The 19,658-nt window shown below is 70.7% G+C and carries 22 protein-coding genes; 14 read left to right on the top strand and 8 right to left on the bottom strand.

The window, feature by feature from the left end:
- Positions 1-4: 4 nt before the first annotated feature.
- Positions 5-1,351 carry a hypothetical protein gene (locus ABGB01_RS16315; RefSeq protein ID WP_347774149.1) on the bottom strand — a complete coding sequence of 449 codons (1,347 nt, stop codon included), beginning with the start codon at positions 1,349-1,351 and terminating at the stop codon, positions 5-7.
- Positions 1,352-1,656: 305 nt separating this feature from the next.
- On the opposite strand from ABGB01_RS16315, the gene ABGB01_RS16310 reads away from it, so the two are divergent.
- From ABGB01_RS16310 to ABGB01_RS16295, 4 genes are all read left to right on the top strand, one after another.
- On the top strand, positions 1,657-3,474 hold the full coding sequence (locus tag ABGB01_RS16310; protein ID WP_347774147.1) for an NAD(P)/FAD-dependent oxidoreductase: 1,818 nt from the start codon (positions 1,657-1,659) through the stop codon (positions 3,472-3,474).
- Positions 3,475-3,488: 14 nt separating this feature from the next.
- Entirely contained in the window at positions 3,489-3,920 is a 432-nt protein-coding gene (locus ABGB01_RS16305) for a hypothetical protein (protein WP_347774146.1), read from the top strand.
- A 70-nt stretch (positions 3,921-3,990) separates the two neighbouring features.
- Complete coding sequence (locus ABGB01_RS16300) at positions 3,991-5,148, top strand: histidine kinase (protein WP_347774145.1); 1,158 nt, start codon at positions 3,991-3,993, stop codon at positions 5,146-5,148.
- Positions 5,139-5,780: a response regulator transcription factor gene (locus tag ABGB01_RS16295; protein WP_347774143.1), complete on the top strand. Its 642-nt coding sequence runs from the start codon at positions 5,139-5,141 to the stop codon at positions 5,778-5,780. Before ABGB01_RS16300 ends, ABGB01_RS16295 begins: the two co-directional genes overlap by 10 nt.
- A gap of 67 nt (positions 5,781-5,847) precedes the next feature.
- Here ABGB01_RS16295 and ABGB01_RS16290 read toward each other — a convergent pair whose 3' ends face one another.
- A complete protein-coding gene (locus ABGB01_RS16290) occupies positions 5,848-6,279 on the bottom strand; it encodes a VOC family protein (protein ID WP_347645908.1) in 432 nt (143 codons plus the stop codon).
- 31 nt (positions 6,280-6,310) lie between these two features.
- On the opposite strand from ABGB01_RS16290, the gene ABGB01_RS16285 reads away from it, so the two are divergent.
- The 4 genes from ABGB01_RS16285 (at position 6,311) to ABGB01_RS16270 (ending at position 9,273) form a co-directional block, all read left to right on the top strand.
- Positions 6,311-7,108, top strand: coding sequence for an MBL fold metallo-hydrolase (locus ABGB01_RS16285; protein WP_347774142.1), 798 nt, complete (start codon positions 6,311-6,313; stop codon positions 7,106-7,108).
- Positions 7,109-7,176: 68 nt separating this feature from the next.
- Entirely contained in the window at positions 7,177-7,749 is a 573-nt protein-coding gene (locus ABGB01_RS16280) for a PadR family transcriptional regulator (protein WP_347774141.1), read from the top strand.
- A gap of 110 nt (positions 7,750-7,859) precedes the next feature.
- A complete protein-coding gene (locus ABGB01_RS16275) occupies positions 7,860-8,237 on the top strand; it encodes an SgcJ/EcaC family oxidoreductase (protein ID WP_347774140.1) in 378 nt (125 codons plus the stop codon).
- 82 nt (positions 8,238-8,319) lie between these two features.
- Positions 8,320-9,273 carry a GNAT family N-acetyltransferase gene (locus ABGB01_RS16270; RefSeq protein ID WP_347774139.1) on the top strand — a complete coding sequence of 318 codons (954 nt, stop codon included), beginning with the start codon at positions 8,320-8,322 and terminating at the stop codon, positions 9,271-9,273.
- Here ABGB01_RS16270 and ABGB01_RS16265 read toward each other — a convergent pair.
- Positions 9,252-10,778: a HAMP domain-containing sensor histidine kinase gene (locus tag ABGB01_RS16265; protein WP_347774138.1), complete on the bottom strand. Its 1,527-nt coding sequence runs from the start codon at positions 10,776-10,778 to the stop codon at positions 9,252-9,254. The two genes, ABGB01_RS16270 and ABGB01_RS16265, sit on opposite strands and share 22 nt — an antisense overlap.
- On the bottom strand, positions 10,775-11,446 hold the full coding sequence (locus tag ABGB01_RS16260) for a response regulator transcription factor (protein ID WP_347774137.1): 672 nt from the start codon (positions 11,444-11,446) through the stop codon (positions 10,775-10,777). The genes ABGB01_RS16265 and ABGB01_RS16260 overlap by 4 nt, the downstream gene beginning before the upstream one ends.
- Positions 11,447-11,570: 124 nt before the next feature.
- Between ABGB01_RS16260 and ABGB01_RS16255 the strand changes: the two genes are divergently transcribed.
- The gene (locus tag ABGB01_RS16255) at positions 11,571-12,005 is read left to right on the top strand and encodes a hypothetical protein (RefSeq protein WP_347774136.1); all 435 of its coding nucleotides are present in this window, start codon (positions 11,571-11,573) and stop codon (positions 12,003-12,005) included.
- A gap of 110 nt (positions 12,006-12,115) precedes the next feature.
- Here the strand turns inward: ABGB01_RS16255 and ABGB01_RS16250 are convergent, their stop codons facing one another.
- Complete coding sequence (locus tag ABGB01_RS16250) at positions 12,116-12,553, bottom strand: hypothetical protein (RefSeq protein ID WP_347774135.1); 438 nt, start codon at positions 12,551-12,553, stop codon at positions 12,116-12,118.
- Between the two features lie 221 nt (positions 12,554-12,774).
- On the opposite strand from ABGB01_RS16250, the gene ABGB01_RS16245 reads away from it, so the two are divergent.
- Both ABGB01_RS16245 and ABGB01_RS16240 read left to right on the top strand, forming a co-directional pair.
- Positions 12,775-13,314, top strand: coding sequence for a peptidylprolyl isomerase (locus tag ABGB01_RS16245; RefSeq protein WP_347774134.1), 540 nt, complete (start codon positions 12,775-12,777; stop codon positions 13,312-13,314).
- A 237-nt stretch (positions 13,315-13,551) separates the two neighbouring features.
- Complete coding sequence (locus ABGB01_RS16240) at positions 13,552-14,415, top strand: rhomboid family intramembrane serine protease (RefSeq protein ID WP_347774133.1); 864 nt, start codon at positions 13,552-13,554, stop codon at positions 14,413-14,415.
- A gap of 35 nt (positions 14,416-14,450) precedes the next feature.
- On the opposite strand, the gene ABGB01_RS16235 is transcribed toward ABGB01_RS16240, so the two are convergent.
- Entirely contained in the window at positions 14,451-14,696 is a 246-nt protein-coding gene (locus ABGB01_RS16235) for a cell division protein CrgA (protein WP_132505902.1), read from the bottom strand.
- Between the two features lie 157 nt (positions 14,697-14,853).
- On the opposite strand from ABGB01_RS16235, the gene ABGB01_RS16230 reads away from it, so the two are divergent.
- From ABGB01_RS16230 to ABGB01_RS16220, 3 genes are read left to right on the top strand one after another with little or no spacing between them, the layout of a single operon-like run.
- The gene (locus ABGB01_RS16230) at positions 14,854-15,471 is read left to right on the top strand and encodes a class E sortase (RefSeq protein ID WP_347774131.1); all 618 of its coding nucleotides are present in this window, start codon (positions 14,854-14,856) and stop codon (positions 15,469-15,471) included.
- A gap of 1 nt (position 15,472) precedes the next feature.
- Complete coding sequence (locus tag ABGB01_RS16225) at positions 15,473-15,631, top strand: hypothetical protein (RefSeq protein ID WP_347774130.1); 159 nt, start codon at positions 15,473-15,475, stop codon at positions 15,629-15,631.
- Positions 15,628-16,200 carry a gamma-glutamyl-gamma-aminobutyrate hydrolase family protein gene (locus tag ABGB01_RS16220; RefSeq protein ID WP_347774128.1) on the top strand — a complete coding sequence of 191 codons (573 nt, stop codon included), beginning with the start codon at positions 15,628-15,630 and terminating at the stop codon, positions 16,198-16,200. The genes ABGB01_RS16225 and ABGB01_RS16220 overlap by 4 nt, the downstream gene beginning before the upstream one ends.
- Before the next feature lie 141 nt (positions 16,201-16,341).
- On the opposite strand, the gene pknB is transcribed toward ABGB01_RS16220, so the two are convergent.
- Together pknB and ABGB01_RS16210 are read right to left on the bottom strand one after the other, a co-directional pair.
- A complete protein-coding gene (pknB, locus tag ABGB01_RS16215) occupies positions 16,342-18,207 on the bottom strand; it encodes a Stk1 family PASTA domain-containing Ser/Thr kinase (protein ID WP_347774127.1) in 1,866 nt (621 codons plus the stop codon).
- Positions 18,208-18,290: 83 nt separating this feature from the next.
- Positions 18,291-19,649, bottom strand: a complete 1,359-nt coding sequence (locus ABGB01_RS16210; protein WP_347774125.1) for a protein kinase — start codon at positions 19,647-19,649, stop codon at positions 18,291-18,293.
- Positions 19,650-19,658: the final 9 nt, after the last annotated feature.

The following is a 19,658-nucleotide window of genomic DNA, read 5'->3' as shown; positions in this document are numbered from 1 at the left end:
CGCCTCAGGCCCGAGCGTGACCGGCGGGCTCGGGTTCGGCGGCGGCCGGGTCCTGGCGCGACGGTGAGCGGGCGCCGAGGGTCAGCCCCACGGCCAGGCACACCAGGGGGATCGCCGGGATCACATATCTGACGTCGTAGGCGGCCAGGAAGGGCGGCGAGGCGACCAGCGCGAGCGCCGCGACCCCGGGCAGGAGCGCGTCCCACCGCCGCCGCACCACCGCCGCGACCAGGGCGCCGCCGAGGGCCAGCATGAGCAGCGGGAAGGGCACGTAACCGAACCGCTGGTACGCGCGCAGCCACCCCGCGACCGGTTCCACCACCCGGGTCGCGGCCGGCCCCGCTTCGTACGACTCCGCCACGTCGCGCACCGACTCGTTGATCGGCCGCTCCGACTCGGGGAGCTTGTAGGGGGTCTTCTCGTCCACGGCCGTGCGCTCCCAGCGCAGCAACTGCCCGAGGTCGGTCACCGCCGCGGCCAGATAGTCGCCGGGCTGGGCCAGGATCGCCATCCTGGCGAACTCGCCGGCGAGCTGGTTGCGGTTGGCCTTGCCCGGCACCTTGAGCAGCGGCGAGAAGTCCTCCCAGAGCCAGTGCGGCGGGTAGGGCCGCTGCTCCACCGGCATATTGGGGCAGAGCACGGCCAGCCGCTCGGGAGGCTTGATCACGCCGCAGTCGGCGAAGCTCATGGTCCGCGACCACAGGAAGTTGCCGTCGGCCTCGGTCAGCCCGAACTTGCCCTTCTCCACCTTCGTCCACGTCGCGTACGCGCCCAGCGGGATCGCGCCGGCGACCAGCAGCGCCACCAGCGGGCGCCAGCCGTACCGGCGGATCAGCAGGTAGGCGGCGACCAGGATGAGCAGCGGCAGCCCGACGGTCCTGGTGATGCCGGCCAGGCCGAGCAGCAGCCCGCCGACGGCTGCCGTGGCCGGGCTGACGCGCCAGACGATGAGCACGACCGCGGCGGTGACCAGCACGATGAAGATCGCGTCCGCCATGATCATGTGCTCGAGGAGCAGCATGAACTCGTCGTACAGCAGCGGCGTGACCAGCAGCGCGGCCCCCCAGCCCGGCAGGCCGCGCCGCCGCAGCAGCGCGTAGACCGCCACGGCGAGCCCCAGCACCAGCAGGTGTTGCAGGACCGTCACCAGGGTCAGGCTGTGTGCGGGGCGAAGCAGCGCCAGGAGCAGCGAATATCCGGACGGCCGTGTGGTGCCCGGCGCCAGCTCCTCGCTCAGGAACGCGAACGAGTCGCCGTAGAAGAGCAGGGCCGGCGGGAACCCGAGCAGGGTGAGCACGCGGAGACCGATCGCGGGCAGCATGGCGATGACCAGTGCGCGATGAGCCAACATGAATCCGCTTCCTCGTGAGCCGGGGCCCCCACAATAGTGGGTGTTCCGGTCACCGAGCGGGGGCCGGGACTCCTGCGGGCGCCCCGGCTACACACGCCTGCGGGTGCAAGGAAGGCCGTGCACGGCTCGGACCAGTCCGCGCTCGCTCAGCTCGCGAATCGCGCGGCGAGTGGTCGTCTAAGGGAACCTTCGTAACGCAGCGGGACGCCTGAGCGCGATCGGGAACTCGGCTTGCCGGAGGGTTTTTCCGAATGTCATTCTGGAATTGGTGACCCAGCGTCCTGACCACTCGTCGCGGAGGATGCATGACCAACCGCCCGATCATCGACAAAGAGGCGCTTCGCCTGAAATATCGGGAAGAGCGTGACAAGCGGCTGCGTCCGGACGGCAACGACCAGTACCTCCGCCTCACCGGCCGCTTCGCGCACTACCTCGACGACCCCTACACCCCGGTCACCGAACGCCCGCCGAAGACCGATCACGTGACGGTCGCCGTCATCGGCGGCGGCTTCGCCGGGCTCGTCACCGGCGCGCGGTTGAAGGAGGCCGGAGTCGAGGACGTGCGCGTCGTCGAGAAGGGCGGCGACTTCGGCGGCACGTGGTACTGGAACCGCTACCCGGGCGCGCAGTGCGACACGGCCTCGTACGTGTACATGCCGCTGCTCGAGGAGACCGGGCACATGCCGACGGAGAAGTACGCGCACGCGCCCGAGATCCTCGAACACTGCCGCCGCATCGGCAAACACTTCGGCCTGTACGACAACGCCCTCCTCCACACCGAGGTCAAGAGCCTCGAATGGGAGGCGGCCCGCTCCCGCTGGCGCATCAGCACGAACCGGGGCGACCACTTCACCGCCCGGTTCGTCACCATGGGCATCGGGCCGCTGCACGTGCCCAAACTCCCCGGCATCCCGGGCATCCAGACGTTCCGCGGGCACGCGTTCCACACGAGCCGCTGGGACTACGCCTACACCGGCGGCGACCCGTCGGGGGCGCCCCTGGACCGGCTGGCCGGCAAGCGCGTAGCCGTGATCGGCACCGGCGCGACGGCCGTACAGTGCGTGCCGCACCTGGCGCGGGCCTGCGCGGAGCTGTACGTCTTCCAGCGCACGCCCTCATCGGTCGACGTGCGGGACAACCGGCCGACCGACCCCGAGTGGTTCGCCCGGGTCGCGACCCCCGGATGGCAGCGGCGCTGGCTGGAGAACTTCACCGCCAACCAGACCGGCGCGCAGGCCGACGAGGACCTGGTCATGGACGGCTGGACCGATCTCGCCCGCCGCGTGCGCTCCCGCATCCAGGCGCTCCCGCCGGCGAAGCGTACGACGGAGCACATGCTGGCCGCGTTCGAGGACTCCGACTTCGAGAAGATGGAGGAGATCCGCGCCCGCGTCGACTCCGTCGTCACCGACAGGGAGACCGCGCAGAAGCTCAAGGCGTGGTACCGCCAGCTCTGCAAGCGTCCCTGCTTTCACGACGAATACCTGCAGGCCTTCAACGTCCCCGGCACCCACCTCGTCGACACCGACGGCAAGGGCGTGGAACGCATCACCGAGAAGGGGGTCGTGGCCGCGGGCAGGGAGTACGAAGTCGACTGCGTCATCTACGCCTCCGGCTTCGAGGTGGGCACCGACTACACCCGCCGCGCGGGCTACGAGGTGACGGGACGCGACGGGGTCAGGCTGTCGGACCGCTGGGCGGAGGGCATGCGCACGCTGCACGGCATCCACGTGCACGGCTTCCCCAACGTCTTCCTCGTCCAGCCGACGCAGGGCGCGAACCTCATCTCCAACATCCCGCACAACCTCATGGAGGCGGGCAGGACCATCGCGCTCACCATCCGGCACGCCCTCGACCACGGTCACGGCGAGGTCGAGGTCACCAAGGAGGCCGAGGACGCCTGGATCGAGCTGCTGCTGTCGGGCGGCGGCGGGATCCTCGGCTCCCCCGACTGCACGCCCGGCTACTACAACAATGAGGGCCAGGACCTCCGCCTGCGCAGCCGGCTCAACGCCGGCTATCCGCACGGGGCCATGGCGTACTTCGGCTACATCGACCGCTGGCGTACGTCGGGCGCGTTCGAGGGGCTGGACTTCCGGTACGGGGCCGGTCCCGAGGGCTAGTACCTTCGTCCGGCATGAGCTACGACCTCTATTTCGCCCGTCGCGCGCCCGGCCAGTCCTGGGAGGAGGCGCTGGAGGAGCCGCGATCGCCCGACCTGGCGGCCTGGGAGCGCATCGTCGGGCGGGCCCGCGAGATCCTCGGCGAGGTGCGGATCATCGAATATCCGCCCAACTGGGAGATGGACCACGAGGGCACCGGCATCTCCGTGAACCACTGGGAGGGCGGCTGGGAGATGAGCGCCCCCTACTGGACGCACGGCGAGGACGCACGGCGGACCGTCGACGTGCTCTACGAGATGGCGCGGGCCGTCGAACGCGAGTCAGGCCTCGAGTGCTACGACCCGCAGGTCGGCCTGCCGCTCGCGGAGATCGCCGACACGGCGCGGGCGGTGGAGGCGTTCGACGCGGTGGCCGGCCGTTTCGGCCGGCGGACGGAGGCGACCTGACCCAGGGGCCCTCGCGAAAGGTACACCCTGGACTACTGCCCGGCCCTCCGGTCCTGGTTACCGTCGTAAGGTGCTGAACAGGACCGCGCTGGAGGCGTTGACCCGTCGCCCGCTGCCCTTCCTCAGGTCGGCCTGGCCGTGGCGGAGTGTGGCGTACCTGCTGGCCAGCGCCGTCCCCGGCGCGGCCTTCTTGCTCGCCGCCATCGCCGTGACGCTCATCGAGTCGCCCCAGGGCTTCGCCGTGGGCGCGGCGGTCGTCGTGGGAGCCGTACTGCCCGTCGCCTGGTTCGAGCCGCGGCGGTTGCGGCTGGTCGACGACGTGCCCGTACCCGCGACGCCGGACCGGCGCAGGCGTGAGCTGGGGCTCGCGGTCATGACGCTGCTCGCGATGTGGTGGATCGACCTGATCATTGTGCTCTTCACCGTCGTGGGTCCCGTGCTGCTCATCCTCACCCCGGCCGTGCAGCCGAACGTGGCGACGTCCGTCGGGGTCGCGGCCCTCGTGGTGGGCGTGCTGCTGCTGCCCGTCGCCGCGTACACGGCCACCGCCTGGGGCGGCGCGCGAGGGGCCATGGCGCGGGCGGTGCTCGCGCCGCAGGGGTCCGAGCTGAACGAGGTGCTCAGGTCGCGGGCGCGGCTGGTGGACGCGTTCGAGATGGAGCGCCGCAGGATCGAGCGGGACCTGCACGACGGCGCGCAGCAGCGGCTGGTGTCCCTGTCGATGACGCTCGGCCTGGCCAAGCTGGACCTGCCGGAGGACTCGCCCACCGGACGGTTGATCGGGCTGGCCCACGACGAGGCCAAGCAGGCGCTGGCCGAGCTGCGCGAGCTGATCAGGGGCGTGCACTCGCAGGTGCTCACCGACCGAGGGCTGGGCGCGGCCGCGCAGGACGTCGCGGGACGCTCGCCGGTGCCGGTGGACGTCGACGTCCAGCTGCCGGGACGGTTGCCCACCGCCGTGGAGGTCACCGCCTACTACGTGGTCAGCGAGGCCCTGGCGAACCTCGCCAAGCACGCCCAGGCCACCAGGGGCGCCGTCACCGGCCGGATGGAGCGCGGCACGCTGGTCGTCGAGGTGCGCGACGACGGCGTGGGCGGCGCCGATCCGGCCAGGGGAACGGGGCTGAGCGGCCTGGCCGACCGGCTGGCCGTCGTGGGCGGGAGACTGTCCGTGTCCAGCCCGGCAGGAGGGCCGACCCTGGTACGAGTGGAGATTCCGTGCGCATAGTGATCGCCGAGGACGCCGTCCTGCTCAGGGAGGGCCTGGCCGGGCTGCTCCAACGGTTCGGCCACACCGTGGCCGCCTCGGTCGGCGACGCGCCCGCCCTGCTGTCCGCCGTCGCCGAGCACCGCCCCGACGCCGTGGTGACCGACGTGCGCATGCCGCCCGGCTTCTCCGACGAGGGCCTGCGGGCCGCCCTGCACCTGCGCGGCCTCCATCCCGACCTGGCCGTGCTGGTGCTCAGCCAGTACGTCGAGCAGACGTACGCCGCCGAGCTGCTCGAGTCCGGCGGCGGCGCGGGCGTCGGCTACCTGCTGAAGGACCGCATCGGCGACGTACGCGAGTTCGTCGACGCGCTCGACAGGGTGGCCGCGGGCGGCACGGTCGTCGACCCCGAGGTGGTGCGGCAGCTGCTGCGACGGCGGCGCGACCCGCTGGGCAGGCTCACCCCGCGCGAGCAGGAGGTGCTCGGCCTGATCGCCGAAGGGCGCTCCAACGCCTCCATCGCGAAGGAGCTGGTCGTCACCGACGCGGCCGTGGCCAAGCACATCGCCAACATCTTCGCCAAGCTCGACCTGCCGCCCGCCGCCGACGGGCACCGCAGGGTGCTGGCGGTGCTGGCGTACCTGCGGGGTTGACCGGACGCTGCGGGACTCGCGTACGTGCGGGGTCGACCGGACGGTGCGGAGCTCGCGTGCGTGCGGGTCAGGTGATGCAGAGCTCGTTGCCCTCGGGGTCGGCGATGGTGATCCACCAGTTGGGCCCCTGGCGGCCGCGGTGCAGCACCTTCGCCCCCTTCGCGGTCAGCCGCTCGACCACGGGCTCGATGTTGTCGGCGCCCACGCGTACGTCGAGGTGCACGCGGTTCTTGGCCGTCTTGGGCTCCGCCACGAGCTGGAACAGCACGCGAGGCGCGCGTTCGAGCCCGTCGGGGTGCCTGATGGCCGCGCCCGCCTTCCACACCAGCGCGCCGTTGTGCGTGGTGGTGTCGTCGTCGGTGGCGTGCCCCTTCTCGATCATGGCGCGGATGAACGCCTCGTTCGAGGGTTCCACCTGCCAGCCGAGCGCGTCGGCCCACCAGTCGGCGAGTGGATGGGGGTCGCCCGTGTCGATGACGACTTGGAAGTCATATGCCATGAGTCCAATGCTAAAAGTAGGGTTCGTGGGCATGAGTGAGCAGTGGCAGGAGGTCGGTGACCGGGTCTACGTCCGGCGCCACCGGTCGTTCGACATGAACGTGGGTCTGGTCGTGGGTGACGGGCACTGCCTGGTGCTCGACACGCGTACGTCGTACCGGGAGGCGACGGACCTGATCGCGGCGATCAGGACGATCACCTCCGCGCCGTGGACGGTGGTCAACAGCCACTCCCACTTCGACCACTGCTTCGGCAACGCCCTCTTCCGCCCCGCCGAGATCTGGGGCCACGTCAGGTGCGCGGAGGAGCTGGAGCTGTACGGCGAGCAGCAGCGCGCCGCTGTCATAGGCGGCTCGCCGGAGCTGCGCGACGACCTGGAGGAGCTCACCATCGTGCCCCCGGACCAGACGTTCAGCGCCGCGGCCGGTCTCGACATCGGCGGCCGTATGGTGCACCTGCGGCATTTCGGGCTCGGGCACAGCAGTAACGACGTCGTCGTGCAGGTTCCCGACGCGGGGGTGATGTTCGCCGGTGACCTGGTGGAGGAGGGCGCGCCTCCGGCGTTCAGCGACTCCTACCCGCTCGACTGGCCGCTGACCGTGGGGAAGATGCTGGAGGAGATGCCCGAGCCGGTGGTCGTGCCGGGGCACGGCGCGGTGGTGGACCGGGCGTACGCGCTGGCTCAGCGCGAGGAGCTGGCCCTGGTGGCCGAGCTGGCCGAGCGGGCCCACGTCGAGGGCCTGCGCGACCTGATCAGGCTCTTCCCCTATCCGGAGGACGTGTCGAGGCAGGCGATCGACCGCGCCTTCATACAGCTCGACGCGGCCTGAGGGGCCGGCGGTCGACACGGGCGGCATCGTCGCGCTATATTGCATTTTGCAATATGGAAGGAGGCGGCATGGCGCGACGGCACGACCTGGTCGGCCTCACCGTGCTGGCCATGCTCACGGTGCGCGCCGCTCATCCGTACGAGCTGCACCGGTTCATCATCGACACGCACAAGGACTTCATCACCGGCCTGCCACGCAGCCTCTACCACGCCGTCGAGCGCCTGGCGAAGGACGAGCTGATCGTGCCCGCGGGCACCGGCCGCGAGGGCCGCAGGCCGGAGCGCACCGTCTACGAGATCACCGACGAGGGCCGTGAGGAGCTGGCCACCCGGCTGCGCCGGCTGCTGGAGACGCCCGACCCCAACCGGCTCACGTTCGTCGCGGCGGTCTCCCTCATGGGCTGCCTCCCGCTGGCGGACGCACAGCGCGCGCTGCGCACCCGCGGGGCCGCGATCGAGGGCGTCCTGGCCGGGCTGGACGCCCACATGCGCGCGCTCGACGCCGGCGGCCTGCCGCGCGTCCTCATGCTCGAGATCGAGTACGAGCAGGCGCTCTACACCGCCGAGCTCGGCTGGATCACCGGGCTGCTCGACCGCCTCGACAAGGGGGAGCTCGACTGGGCCCCCACGATCGAGATGTGAAAGGCCGCCGGAGTGCGCCAACACCCCGGCGGCCGTAAACCCGAACAAGGCGCCTGCCCTGCCCGAACTCGCATTCACAGGATAGGCGCCGCGACAGAAGGAGCAGTGCCATGTCCGCAGAAGTCACCCACCTGCTCGCCCGCATGACGGAGACCTGGAACGCCGGGGACGCCAGGGCGTACGCCGAGTTGTTCACGCAGGACGCCGAGTACATCACCTTCTTCGGCCTGCACCTGCGCGGCAGGCAGGCTATCGAGGACACGCACAGGCAGCTGTTCGAGACCCCGATCAAGCTCGCACCCGCCGACGAGGCGCCGCTGGTCAAAGCGCTGTCCGACGACGTCGCCCTGGTGATCTCGGGCGGCGGCTCCACCGTGGACGGCCAGGCCGACCCGAGCCGCGCCTCCATCATCACCCTCACCGCCCTGCGCACGCCTGAGGGCTGGCGTTTCGCCTCGTTCCAGAACACCCGGGTGCAGCGGCCGTGAAGAAGCTGGTCACCGCCCGCGGGCCTGGCCCGCATCGGAGAGAAGTTGGGGTGCCCGACCCGGCTCACCTAGGCTCCCCGGTATGGAATGGGGACCGCTGACACGGGAGGACGCCCGGCCCTTGGCCGAGCTATGGGCCGCCATCGAGGCCGAGGACATGACCGGCGCCGTCTACAGCGCCGACGACGTGGCGGAGCGGCTCTCCTCCCGCCTGCTCGACATGACCGAGGGCACGCTGGCGGCCAGGGACGGCGACCGGATCGTCGCCTTCGGCTGCCTCCCGGCCCGGCAGTCCGCCGGCGACGTGCACCTGATGCACCTGTGGGGCGGCGTGCACCCGGCCTACCGCAGGCGCGGGCTGGGCCGGCGGGTCATCGACTGGAGCCTGCGGGCGGCGCCCAAGGTGAGCGCGGAGGCTCATCCCGGTCTGCCCGTGCAGGTCACGCTCGACGTCTTCGACGGCATGCCCGGCACGCGGGTGCTCGCGGAGAACACCGGGTTCACCGCCGAGCGCTTCTTCGCCCGCATGGAGCGGTCCCTGACCGGCGACCTGCCCTCCGCGCGCCCGCCCGAGGGTGTGTCGATCGCCGCCTGGTCGCCTGAGCTCGACGACGACGCCCGCCACGTGCGCAACGAGTCGTTCCGCGACCACTGGGGCAGCGTGCCGCACACGCCCGAGAGCTGGCGCCACAGCCTGACCGGCTCCCGCAACTTCGTTCCCGAGGCCACGTTCGTCGCCCTGGCCGGCGACCAGCCGGTGGGCGTGCTGGTCACCCACTTCTTCGACCACAAGTTCGCCCTGACCGGTGAGCGCCAGGCCTGGATCCAGATCGTCGGCACGCTGAAGGAGTGGCGCGGCAAGGGCGTGGCGAGCGCGCTGATCGCCCACGCCCTGTCCGCCTTCGCCGCCCAGGGCTACACCAGCACCGGGCTCGGCGTCGACGCCCACAACCCCACGGGAGCGGTCCGCGTCTACACCGGGTCGGGCTTTGCCGTCACGCGTCGCTGCACCAGCTACATCCGCTCTCTCCCCTGACCTCCGCCGGCGGCCTCGGCCGGGCTCAGCGGAAATCTCGCGATAAATCCGGACTCTTCGTACACAAGGGTCCCGTCGTGCAGGGCGGCGATGTCGCGGGCGATCGGCAGCCCGAGCCCGGCCCCGCCCGCGTCACGGGCGCGGGCCTCGTCCAGCCGGGTGAACCGGTCGAAGACCGCCTCCCGGTGCTCCGGCGGGATCCCGGGCCCGTCGTCGGCCACTTCGAGCACCGCCTGATCACCTTCGGCGCGCACCCCCACCCGCACGGTGGAGGCGGCGTGCCGGACCGCGTTGTCCACCAGGTTGGTCACCAGGCGGTCGAGATGCGCCCGCGAGCCCTTCATCACCACGTCGGGCTCGACGTCGAGCTCCACCCGCACGTCGGGCCGCCGCCTGACCCGCAGCGACTCCTCGGCCGCCACCTGCCCCAGGTCCAGCTCCGTCGTGCGCGGCGGCTCACCCGCGTCCAGCTTGGCCAGCATGAGCAGGTCGGCGGCCAGGGACTGCAGGCGTTCGACGTCGGCCAGCGCCTCCTGGGTGAGCTCGCTCCGCTCGGCCAGCTCCAGCCGGGCGCGCAGGGTGGCGATCGGGCTGCGCAACTCGTGGGCCGCGTCGGCGACGAACCTCTTGTGGGTGCCGACCGCCGTCTCCAGCCGGTCGAGCGTCGCGTTGACGGTGGTGGCCAGCGCGGCGATCTCGTCCTTGGAATCGGGTACGGGCACCCGCTGGTGCAGGTCCCTGGCCGTGATGTCGGACACCTTCGCCCTGATCGCGGCCACGGGCGCCAGCGCGCGGCCCACCGAGAACCAGGTCATCGCGGCCACCACCGCCAGCACGGCGGGCACGCCGGGCAGCAGGGCGCCGTACAGCGTGTTCAGGGCGTCCTCGGCGCTCGCCAGGGAAACCCTTGACCACACCATCGCGGGGCCGGCCTCCGTGCTCACCTCGACGCCGGCGATGGCGTACTCGCCGGGCTCGGCCCATTCGACGGTCGCGGCGGGCGCGGGTTTCGCCTTGGTCAGCATGACGTCGGGGTCGGCGATCCTGACCGCCGCGCCGTCGCTCCCGTAGATCAGCTCTCTTGTGCTCTCCGCGCCCGCCGGTCGTTCGCCGCTCGGCTCCGCCTTGCCCACGGGGCGGGGCGGCCCGGCGGGCGGGTCTGCGGGCGGCTCGGTGGCCTTCTGCACGGGGCGGAACCGGGTGAGGGACCCGGTGGCCGGCGGTGTGACCCTCTGCGCGGGTACGACCGACAAGGTCTGCGCGTACGGCACCGCCTCCACGGCCTTCCTGACCGCCGCGGCGTCGGCGCTGCGTTCCAGGCTGCCCCGCAGCACCGCCACCAGCCCCAGGGCGACGACGCCGAGCGCGAGCGCCACCACGAGCGTCGCCGCGGCGGTCGCCCGCAGCCGCACGGACGACAGCCCCGAGGCCGAGCGCTCCGAGGACTTCGAAGAGGACGGCCGCGAAGACGGCAGCCCCGGGAACGGAAGCTTCAGCCGTTTCATGCCGCCTCCAGCCGGTAGCCGGCCCCGCGTACCGTCACGAGCGTCGTCCGGCCGAACGGCATGTCGATCTTGCGTCGCAGGGCGCTGATGTAGACCTCGACAATGTTCGGGTCGCCGTCGTAGGAGAAGTCCCACGCCTGGGCCAGCAGCTCGCTCTTGGACACCACCTCGCCGGCCCGCCGCGCCAGCGCGTGCAGCACCGCGAACTCCTTCGGCGTCAGCGCGATCCCCGCCGCGCCCCGGTGGCAGCGCAGCCCGGCCGGGTCGATCACCAGGTCGCCCACGCTGATCGACACGGGCCGCTCCCGCCCGCCCCGCCGTACCAGCGCGCGCAGCCTGGCCAGCAGCACCACGTAGGAGAACGGCTTGGCCAGGTAGTCGTCGGCGCCGTTGTCGAGCGCCTCGGCCTCGTCGTAGATGCCGTCCTTGGCGGTGAGCATCATGATCGGCGTCCAGTCGCCCGCCTCGCGCAGCTTGGAGCAGACGGCGTAGCCGTTCATCCTGGGCAACATCACGTCGAGCACGATCACGTCGTACATGTTCTCGGTGGCCATCCAGAGCCCGTCGCGCCCGTCGTGCGCCACGTCCACCGCGAAGCCCTCACCGGCCAGGCCGCCCTTCACCAGGTCGGCCAGCCGCTCCTCGTCCTCCACCAGTAGCACTCGCACACGCACAAGAGTGCCGCAGCGCACCTAAAGCCAACCTGAAGATCGTTTCGGGTCTCTTCAGGGTCGCTTCAGGTACGCGCGAGCACGCTCGGAGGTGTTCGATCGACATCGAGTAAGGAGAACAATGTTCAAGCGACGTCTCGCGGTCCTCGCCGCGGTCGCCACCCTGGCCGTGACCGGGCTGGCCGGCTCGGCCCTGGCCGACGAGCCCGCCCGCCCCGCCGCCGGCACGAAGGTGATCTGCACGACGAGCGACGGCAAGACCATCGAGATGCTCAAGGCCCGGCCCATGAAGGGATTCAAGGCGACCCGCCCCGACGGCGAGCTCAGGAAGGCCGAGCCCAGCAAGACGGTGGTCCTCCGGGACGGCGACCCCGCCGCGAAGGTGAAGCCGCTGCCGCTCCCCGAGGGCGAGGCGGAACGGGCCAAGCGGGTCGAGGACGGTCACGCGGTGGCGGCGCCCGCCCTGCCGGCCGAGGGAGTGCTGATCAGAGACCACGCCGACGCACCCAAGGGCGTGGCCAAGGCCATCGAGATCAAGTGCGAGAAGGTCGACTAACCGGGTCACACCGCTGACGACGGTTGCGGACCCGCGCCGCGAACGTCGATGCGCCCCCTGCACAACGGAAGCGCGCCCCCGGTCGACAGGGGGCGCGCTTCCCAGCGAACTCAGGACATCTTGCGAGACGCCTCATCCGCCTTGGTGGACGCCTTCGCGGCCATCCGGTCCGCCGACTCCGCGGTCGTGCTCGCATTCTCGTTGACCCAGCGTGAGGCATCGGAAGCGGAGTCCTTCATGTGCTCGGTCCACTGCTGGGCGTTCCGGCGGTAGAACATGTAGCCGATCGACCCCACCGTGAGGCCGGTCAGCAGCATGAGCATCGGCCATCGCCGCGACCGCTGGGGCTTGGGGTCGATCTTCCTGGCCGCCGTGGTCAGCATGTGGCTGACCTTGGGGGCGAGTTGCTCTTCGAACCCGTGTGCCGCGGACTCCAGCCGCGGCGCCGCCCAGTAGCGGGCGTCCTCGATGCGCCGGGCGGTGACCACTTTGGCCTGGTCCGCCATCGGCGCCATACGGTGGCCCGTACGGACGGCCTGGGCCCTCATACGGCCCATCCATGTGGCGGGAATCTCCACTACCACGCGGCGTTTTTTCATTGTCAGGGACACGACAACCTCCCCTGTCGTTGGGTGCCCGAGCCTGACCTTCCCTGGACAAGGCGGCTCAATCATGGCCGTCCGTGGGAGGATGGCCCGGACAGGCCGTACGGCCATAGTCCTCAGAACATGACGAATCAACCCTGTACATAGAGGGGGGCAGCTGTCTCGTGGCTGAGAAGCTGATCGCTAACCTGCAGACCAATCGCGGCACCATCAAAATAGAGCTCTTCCCCAACAAGGCCCCGAAAACGGTGCGAAACTTCGTCGAGCTCGCCGAGGGCACGCGCGAGTGGACCCACCCGGGCACCGGCGAGAAGGGCGTCGGCCCCTACTACGACGGCACGATCTTCCACCGGGTGATCTCCGGCTTCATGATCCAGGGCGGTGACCCGCTGGGCCAGGGCGTCGGCGGCCCCGGCTACGAGTTCGACGACGAGATCCACCCCGAGCTCCTCTTCGACCGCCCCTACCTGCTGGCCATGGCCAACGCGGGCATCCGCTTCGGCAAGGGCACCAACGGCTCGCAGTTCTTCGTGACGGTCCACGCGCCGTTGCGGCACCTCAACGGCAAGCACACGATCTTCGGCGAGGTCGTCGAGGGCCACGACGTCGTCGACGCCATCTCGAAGACCCGTACCGGCGCCAACGACCGCCCCGTGGAGGACGTCGTCCTGGAGTCGGTCACCATCGACCGCGTCCCCGCCTGACCAAGCATCACGCTCCGGCGCTCCGAGGTCGCCCGATCCGCGGCGGCCTCGGAGGGGTCCCGCCGCCGGCTGCAGGCCCGCACACCTCAGGCCCGCGGCCGCATCCCCGCGTCAGCCTCAGACCCGAGGCCGCACGGCATGCCCGCACAAGCCTCAGACCCGAGGCCGCACGGCATGCCCGCACAAGCCTCAGGCGGCGGTCACGCGGCATCCCCGCACAAGCCATAGGCTTCGGTCATGACCAGCCAGCCGCCGAGCCCGCCCCCGCAGCCCGAGCAGCCCGCTGAGGCGGTGCCCACCTGCTACCGGCACCCCGACAAGGAGACCTGGGTACGCTGCCAGAGGTGCGAGCGTCCCATCTGCCCCGACTGCATGCGTGACGCTGCGGTCGGCTTCCAGTGCCCCGAGTGCGTGGCCGAGGGCAACAAGGGCATCCGCCAGGCCAAGTCCACCTTCGGCGGCGGCATCGTGCGCACGCCGATCGTGACGTACACGATCCTCGTCATCAACGTCCTGGTCTTCGGCGCCCAATATCTCACCGAGGGGGTCACCGGTCAGCTGGCCATGTGGCCCGCCGGCGTGGCCCTGGGAGACCAGTATCACCGCCTGCTCACGGCAGCGTTCGTGCACAGCGGCTTGTTCCACATCCTGTTCAACTGCTGGGCGCTCTATGTCATCGGCCCCTATCTGGAGCGCGCCTTCGGCCATGCACGCTTCGTCGCCCTCTACCTGGTCAGCGCGCTCGGCGGCTCGGTGCTCGGCCTCTGGGTCGACCCGATCACCCAGCCCACGGTCGGCGCGTCCGGAGCCATCTTCGGCCTGTTCGGGGCGGTGTTCGTGGTGGGCCGCAAGCTCAACATGGACGTGCGCGGCATCGCCGTGCTCATCGTGATCAACCTGGTCATCACCTTCGTCTTCCCCAACATCAGCTGGACAGGACACATCGGCGGACTGATCACGGGCTCGCTGCTGGCGGGGGCGCTGGCCTACGCCCCCAAGAACAACAGGACCCTGTGGCAGGTGCTGGCGATCGGCGGAGCGCTGATCCTGCTGGCCGTGCTCGTTCTGGTCAGGGTGTCGGCCATCCTGGCCATGAGCTGAGCTTCCCCAGGCTGTGGAAAAGACTGTGGAAAGAACTAACGCCAGCGGGTGGAAAGCACCACACCGAAGATGATGAAAACAAACCCGATCAGCAGATTCCAGTTCTGGAGGTCGCCGATGAAGGGCGTCTGCGGCGCGACGTAATAGACGGCGATCCACAGGATGCCGATGATCCACGCCGTGACCATGGTGGGCGCCAGCCAGCGGGGGCTGACCTTGACCTGCTGGGACCTCTGCGGCGGGGTGTAAACCGCCTTCTTGCGAGCCTTCGACTTGGGCACTGGGTAACTCCTGCTGAGGGCCTGGGCTTCCGGATCGTCCACAGGCCTTTCGGTAAGCGTAGTTCAAGCACAGTAGTGCGAGCGTGCCAAGGATAGTCGCCACGCGCATGACATGGCGATCCCTGGAGCCCGCATCGTCCAGGAATACCCTGATCGCATGCGGGCCATGCTCCGGGCCGTGGGGGAGACGAGCATCACCGCGGGCCTCATCCTCATGTTGTTCTGCGCCTACCTGCTCTGGGGCACCGGCGCCTACACCCAGAGGCAGCAGCTGCTGCTCCAGCGCGAGCTGGCCGCCGACCGGGCGGCACAGGAGCGCCTGCGCACGGTCACGCCGGGCCAGGCCCTCGCCGTGCTGCGCATCCCCAGGCTGGGCCGCGACTACGAGTACGCCATCGTCGAAGGCGTCGGCGCCACCCACCTGAAACGCGGCCCGGGACACTACCCCGACAGCGCCATGCCCGGCCAGATCGGCAACTTCGTGGTGTCGGGACACCGCACCACGTACGCGGCCCCGTTCAACGAGATCGACGAGCTCGAACGCGACGACGAGATCGTCGTGGAGGCCCGCGAGGCCCGCTACACCTACCGCGTCACCTCCCAGGACATCGTGCGGCCCGACGAGGTCGACGTGCTCGCTCCCGTGCCCGGCAAGCCCGGCATCCGCCCCGTGCGCGCCTTCATCACCCTGACCACCTGCCACCCCGAATACTCCGCCGCCGAGCGCCTCATCGTGTACGGCGTGCTCAAGGAGACCGAACCGAGAGAGGAGTGACATGTACGCCTGGCTCTGGCGCAAGCTGCCCGGCAGCCCGCGCACCAGGGTGCTGACGGCCCTGGTGCTGGTCGCGGCGGCGGTGGCCGTACTCTGGTTCGTGGTGTTCCCGCTCTTCGAGCCCGTGGTGAGGCTGGACGAGGTGACCGTCAGAAGATGACCCGTGTGCTGGTGGTGGACAACCACGACAGCTTCGTCCACACCATCGTGCAATACCTGCGCGAGCTGGGCGCCGACTGCGACGTGCGGCCGCGCGACGAGGTGGCCGTGAGCGACGCCGACGGCTTCGACGGCGTCCTCGTCAGCCCTGGCCCCGGCACGCCCGAGGCGGCCGGCGTGAGCGTCCCTCTGGTCCATCACGCGGTCGCGCGAAACCTGCCGCTGCTCGGCGTCTGCCTCGGCCACCAGGCCATCGCCATCGCCTGCGGCGCCACCGTGGCCCGCGCGCCCGAGCTCTTCCACGGGCAGACCAGCGCCGTCGTCCACGACGGCAAGGGCGTGTTCGAGACGCTGCCCTCCCCCGTGCGGATGACCCGCTACCACTCGCTCGCCGTGCTGCCCGGCACGGTGCCCGACGTGCTCGACGTGAGCGCCCGCACCGGCGACGGCGTCATCATGGGCCTGCGCCACCGTCTGGCGCCCGTCGAAGGCATCCAGTTCCACCCCGAGTCCGTGTTGTCGGAGCACGGGCACCGGCTGCTCGGCAATTGGCTGCGCCGGATCCTGTAACAAACCTCTCGCGGCGAGCGACAGACAAGTGAGCGTCCCCGCCGTTGCCCCCGAGCGGCGGGGGCGTTCTTGTGTGCGCGCGGCGAAAGCGAAAGGGCCGTCCACCCCCGAAGGGGTGAACGGCCCTGTCACGTGCGAGGCTCAGTTGAAGCCGCCGTCGCCGATCGGGTTGTCGTCGGCCGGCGGCTCGTCCTCTGTCGGGAAGTCGTCGGTCGGCGGGTCATCCGTCGGGACATCATCCGTCGGGAAGTCGTCCGTGGGCGGCGCCTCGTCGGTGACCGAGGGACCGGTGGACACCACGATCGTGATCGTCGTGCCCTGCGGCAGCTTGGTGCCCTCGCCCGGGTTCTGCTGGATGACCGTGCCCTCGGGCTGCTCGTTGGGCTGCTCGGAGACCTTGACCTTGAACCCGGCGCCCTTGATCTGCGAGCTCGCGTCCTCCTTGGTGAGCCCGATCACGCTGGGCACCTCGGCGAGGTCCTTCGGCACGTAGAGAGTGACGGTGCCGCCCTTCTCCAGCGACTCGCCGGCCTTCGGCCTGGTGTCGATGACCGTGCCCTGCTCCTTGGTGGAGTTTCTGGTCTTGACCGTGCCGCGCAGCCCCGCCGCCTCCAGGGCCGCCATGGCGTCGGCCTGCGACTGGCCGACGAGGCCGTCGGGCACCTTCACCCGCTCGGTGCCCTTGGACACGAACAGCTGGACGCTGGAGCCCTTGTCGACCTTGGTGCCGGCCGCGGGCTCCGTCTTGATCACGGTGTCTTTCTCGACGTCGGAGCTGAACTCCCGCACCACCTGGACGGTGAGCCCCAGGCCCTTGAGCTGTTGCTCGGCGAACGTGCCCTTCTGCGTGGTGAGCTCGGGAATCGCCACCTGGGTCTCGGCCGGTGTGTCCTTGGAGCCGAACACCAGGTAGCCGGCCGTGATGAACCCGCCGATGATCAGCAACGGAATGATGATCCACATCGCGGTCTTGACCGCGTTGCCGCCACCGCCGCCGGAAGCCCTGCGCCGGCCGCCCCGGCCGCCGCCGTCGCCCTCGTCATATTCGTAGGGCGGGATCGCGCCGCTGCGCTGCGTGGCCGGCCCGCCGGACGTCTGGGGTGAGGCCATCATGCGCGTGCCCTGGCCGTAGTCGCCGGTCATCGCCATCGTCTGGGCGTCGACCGGCATGCCGGACATCGCCCGCTGGATGTCGGCCCGCATCTCGCCCGCGCTCTGATAGCGGTGCGCCGGGTCCTTCGCCATGGCCTTCAGCACGATCGCGTCGGCCCACGGCGGGATCTCGCGGTCGATCTGGGAGGGGGGGATCGGCTCCTCGCGCACGTGCTGGTAGGCGATCGCGACAGGCGAGTCGCCGGTGAACGGCGGCTGGCCCGTCAGCAGCTCGTAGAGCACGCAGCCGGTGGAGTAGATGTCGCTGCGGGCGTCGACCCGCTCGCCCCGCGCCTGCTCGGGCGAGAGGTATTGGGCGGTGCCGATCACCTGCGCCGTCTGCGTCATGGTGGCCGCGGAGTCGGCCATGGCTCGCGCGATGCCGAAGTCCATCACCTTGACGTCGCCCGCCCGCGTGATCATCACGTTGGCCGGCTTGATGTCGCGGTGCACGATGCCGCCGCGATGGCTGTAGTCGAGGGCCCGCAGGATGCCGTCGACCAGCTCGACCGCGCGCTCGGGGAGCAACCGCCGATCCTGGCGCAGCAGGTCGCGCAACGTCCGGCCGTCGACGTATTCCATCACGATGTACGGCACAGGGGTGCCGTCGGTGACGTCTTCGCCGGTGTCGTAGACGGCGACCACGGCAGGGTGGTTGAGCGAGGCCGCCGACTGCGCCTCACGGCGGAACCGGGCCTGGAAGGTGTGGTCGCGAGCCAGGTCGGACCGGAGCGTCTTGATCGCGACTATGCGGTCCAGCCGGATGTCTCGGGCGCGATACACCTCGGCCATGCCGCCACGCCCGACGACACCGTCGAGCTCGTAACGACCTCCGAGTAGCCGAGGCTGAGTCATTTCCTGCACTGTCCCTTACCGTTCATCTTGGGTACCGGCCTGCTCGGGGGGCCGCCGGTGTCCATCATCGACCCCATTGCGCGTCACGTCTGCTCCTTGGGTGGGTTTGTCTCACCCGGGTCCGGCGAGGCGGTGGGTGTCGGGGTAGTGGGTGTGGTGGTGGGCGTCGGGGTTGGCGTGGGCGTAGGGGTCCGCGTCGTCCGTGTCGGGGTCGGTTTCGGCGTCGGCTTCTTGCTGGGAGTTGCCGACCTGCTTACCGTAGCCGACCGAGAGGGTATAGGCCGCTGCGACTTCACCGGAAGCGCCGGTGGCCGCTTGGTGCGCTTCTTCTTCGTGGGCTCGGCCTGCGTCGGCGTCGGCGGCGGCGACTCGCGCGGCTCGGCCACGTCAGGCGTCGGCGCGGGCGGCGGGCGGTTGGCGAAGGTGACGGCGCTGAGCCCGACCGCGGCCACGCAGCCCGCCGTGGCGACCACGACCAGCGTCCTGGCGCCCTTACGGCGCCTGCGGGCCGGCGGGGCATGGGGCTCGGTGGCCGGGGCGATATGGTCGGTCGCCTGCTGGTCCTCGGGCGAGGGCTCGCGTACGCGGAAGCCGCCCGGGTCGGTCAGCATGCTGAGGTCGGCGCCGGACTGGGCGCCCGCCAGCGACTCGCGCAGCGCGTGGGCCCGCTCGGCCAGCTCGAGCGCCGTGGCCGGGCGCTGGCCCGGCTCCTTCGCCAGCAGCGCCATGACGAGCGCGCGCACCTGCGAGGGAACGTCCACGCCGAGCGGCTGCGGTTGCTCGTTGAGGTGCTGCAGGGCGATCGCCACCTGAGTGTCGCCGCGGAACGGCGTGCGCCCCGCCAGGCACTCGTAGGCCACCACGCCGAGCGAGTAGAGGTCGGTGGCGGGCGTGAGCGGGAAACCCTGCGCCTGCTCGGGGCTGACGTACTGGGCGGTGCCCACCACCGTGCCCGTCTGCGTCACCGGCGCCGCCTCCAGCGCCCGGGCGATGCCGAAGTCGGTCACCTTGATGGTGCCCTCGGGCGTGACCAGCAGGTTTCCTGGCTTGATGTCGCGGTGGATGATCCCGGAGGAGTGGGCGGCGTGCAGCGCCCTGGCGGTCTGGTGCACGACGTCGAGCGCCACCTCGGCCCCGAGCGCGCCGTTGCGCGCCAGGATGGCCGACAGCGGCTCGCCCTGCACCAGCTCCATCACCAGATAGGCGAGGTCGCTCTCCTCGCCGTAGTCGAAGATCTGGGCCACTCCAGGGTCGGCCAGCGCCGCGGTGAGCCGCGCCTCGTTGCGGAACCGCTCGAGGAAGGTGGGGTCGGCGTGGATGTGGCTGCGCAGGATCTTCACCGCGACCTCGCGCCCGAGCAGCTCGTCGCGGGCGCGCCAGACCTCTCCCATACCGCCGGTGGCGATACGGGAGATCAGGAGGTAGCGGTTACGGAGCCGCATGGTCCAGCA

The organism is Nonomuraea sp. B5E05 (assembly GCF_039880665.1).
GTDB lineage: Bacteria > Actinomycetota > Actinomycetes > Streptosporangiales > Streptosporangiaceae > Nonomuraea.
This window is presented reverse-complemented; position numbering and strand designations above follow the sequence as displayed.

Excerpts from the sequence above, each read along its gene's own strand:
- ABGB01_RS16270 (WP_347774139.1), top strand. The coding sequence starts at position 8,320 with ATGGAATGGGGACCGCTGACACGGGAGGACGCCCGGCCCTTGGCCGAG.
- ABGB01_RS16225 (WP_347774130.1), top strand. The coding sequence starts at position 15,473 with ATGTACGCCTGGCTCTGGCGCAAGCTGCCCGGCAGCCCGCGCACCAGG.
- ABGB01_RS16265 (WP_347774138.1), bottom strand. The coding sequence starts at position 10,778 with ATGAAACGGCTGAAGCTTCCGTTCCCGGGGCTGCCGTCTTCGCGGCCG.
- ABGB01_RS16305 (WP_347774146.1), top strand. The coding sequence starts at position 3,489 with ATGAGCTACGACCTCTATTTCGCCCGTCGCGCGCCCGGCCAGTCCTGG.
- pknB (WP_347774127.1), bottom strand. The coding sequence starts at position 18,207 with ATGACTCAGCCTCGGCTACTCGGAGGTCGTTACGAGCTCGACGGTGTC.
- ABGB01_RS16230 (WP_347774131.1), top strand. The coding sequence starts at position 14,854 with ATGCGGGCCATGCTCCGGGCCGTGGGGGAGACGAGCATCACCGCGGGC.
- ABGB01_RS16255 (WP_347774136.1), top strand. The coding sequence starts at position 11,571 with ATGTTCAAGCGACGTCTCGCGGTCCTCGCCGCGGTCGCCACCCTGGCC.
- ABGB01_RS16310 (WP_347774147.1), top strand. The coding sequence starts at position 1,657 with ATGACCAACCGCCCGATCATCGACAAAGAGGCGCTTCGCCTGAAATAT.
- ABGB01_RS16290 (WP_347645908.1), bottom strand. The coding sequence starts at position 6,279 with ATGGCATATGACTTCCAAGTCGTCATCGACACGGGCGACCCCCATCCA.
- ABGB01_RS16210 (WP_347774125.1), bottom strand. The coding sequence starts at position 19,649 with ATGCGGCTCCGTAACCGCTACCTCCTGATCTCCCGTATCGCCACCGGC.
- ABGB01_RS16285 (WP_347774142.1), top strand. The coding sequence starts at position 6,311 with ATGAGTGAGCAGTGGCAGGAGGTCGGTGACCGGGTCTACGTCCGGCGC.
- ABGB01_RS16315 (WP_347774149.1), bottom strand. The coding sequence starts at position 1,351 with ATGTTGGCTCATCGCGCACTGGTCATCGCCATGCTGCCCGCGATCGGT.
- ABGB01_RS16240 (WP_347774133.1), top strand. The coding sequence starts at position 13,552 with ATGACCAGCCAGCCGCCGAGCCCGCCCCCGCAGCCCGAGCAGCCCGCT.
- ABGB01_RS16275 (WP_347774140.1), top strand. The coding sequence starts at position 7,860 with ATGTCCGCAGAAGTCACCCACCTGCTCGCCCGCATGACGGAGACCTGG.
- ABGB01_RS16250 (WP_347774135.1), bottom strand. The coding sequence starts at position 12,553 with ATGAGGGCCCAGGCCGTCCGTACGGGCCACCGTATGGCGCCGATGGCG.
- ABGB01_RS16280 (WP_347774141.1), top strand. The coding sequence starts at position 7,177 with ATGGCGCGACGGCACGACCTGGTCGGCCTCACCGTGCTGGCCATGCTC.
- ABGB01_RS16220 (WP_347774128.1), top strand. The coding sequence starts at position 15,628 with ATGACCCGTGTGCTGGTGGTGGACAACCACGACAGCTTCGTCCACACC.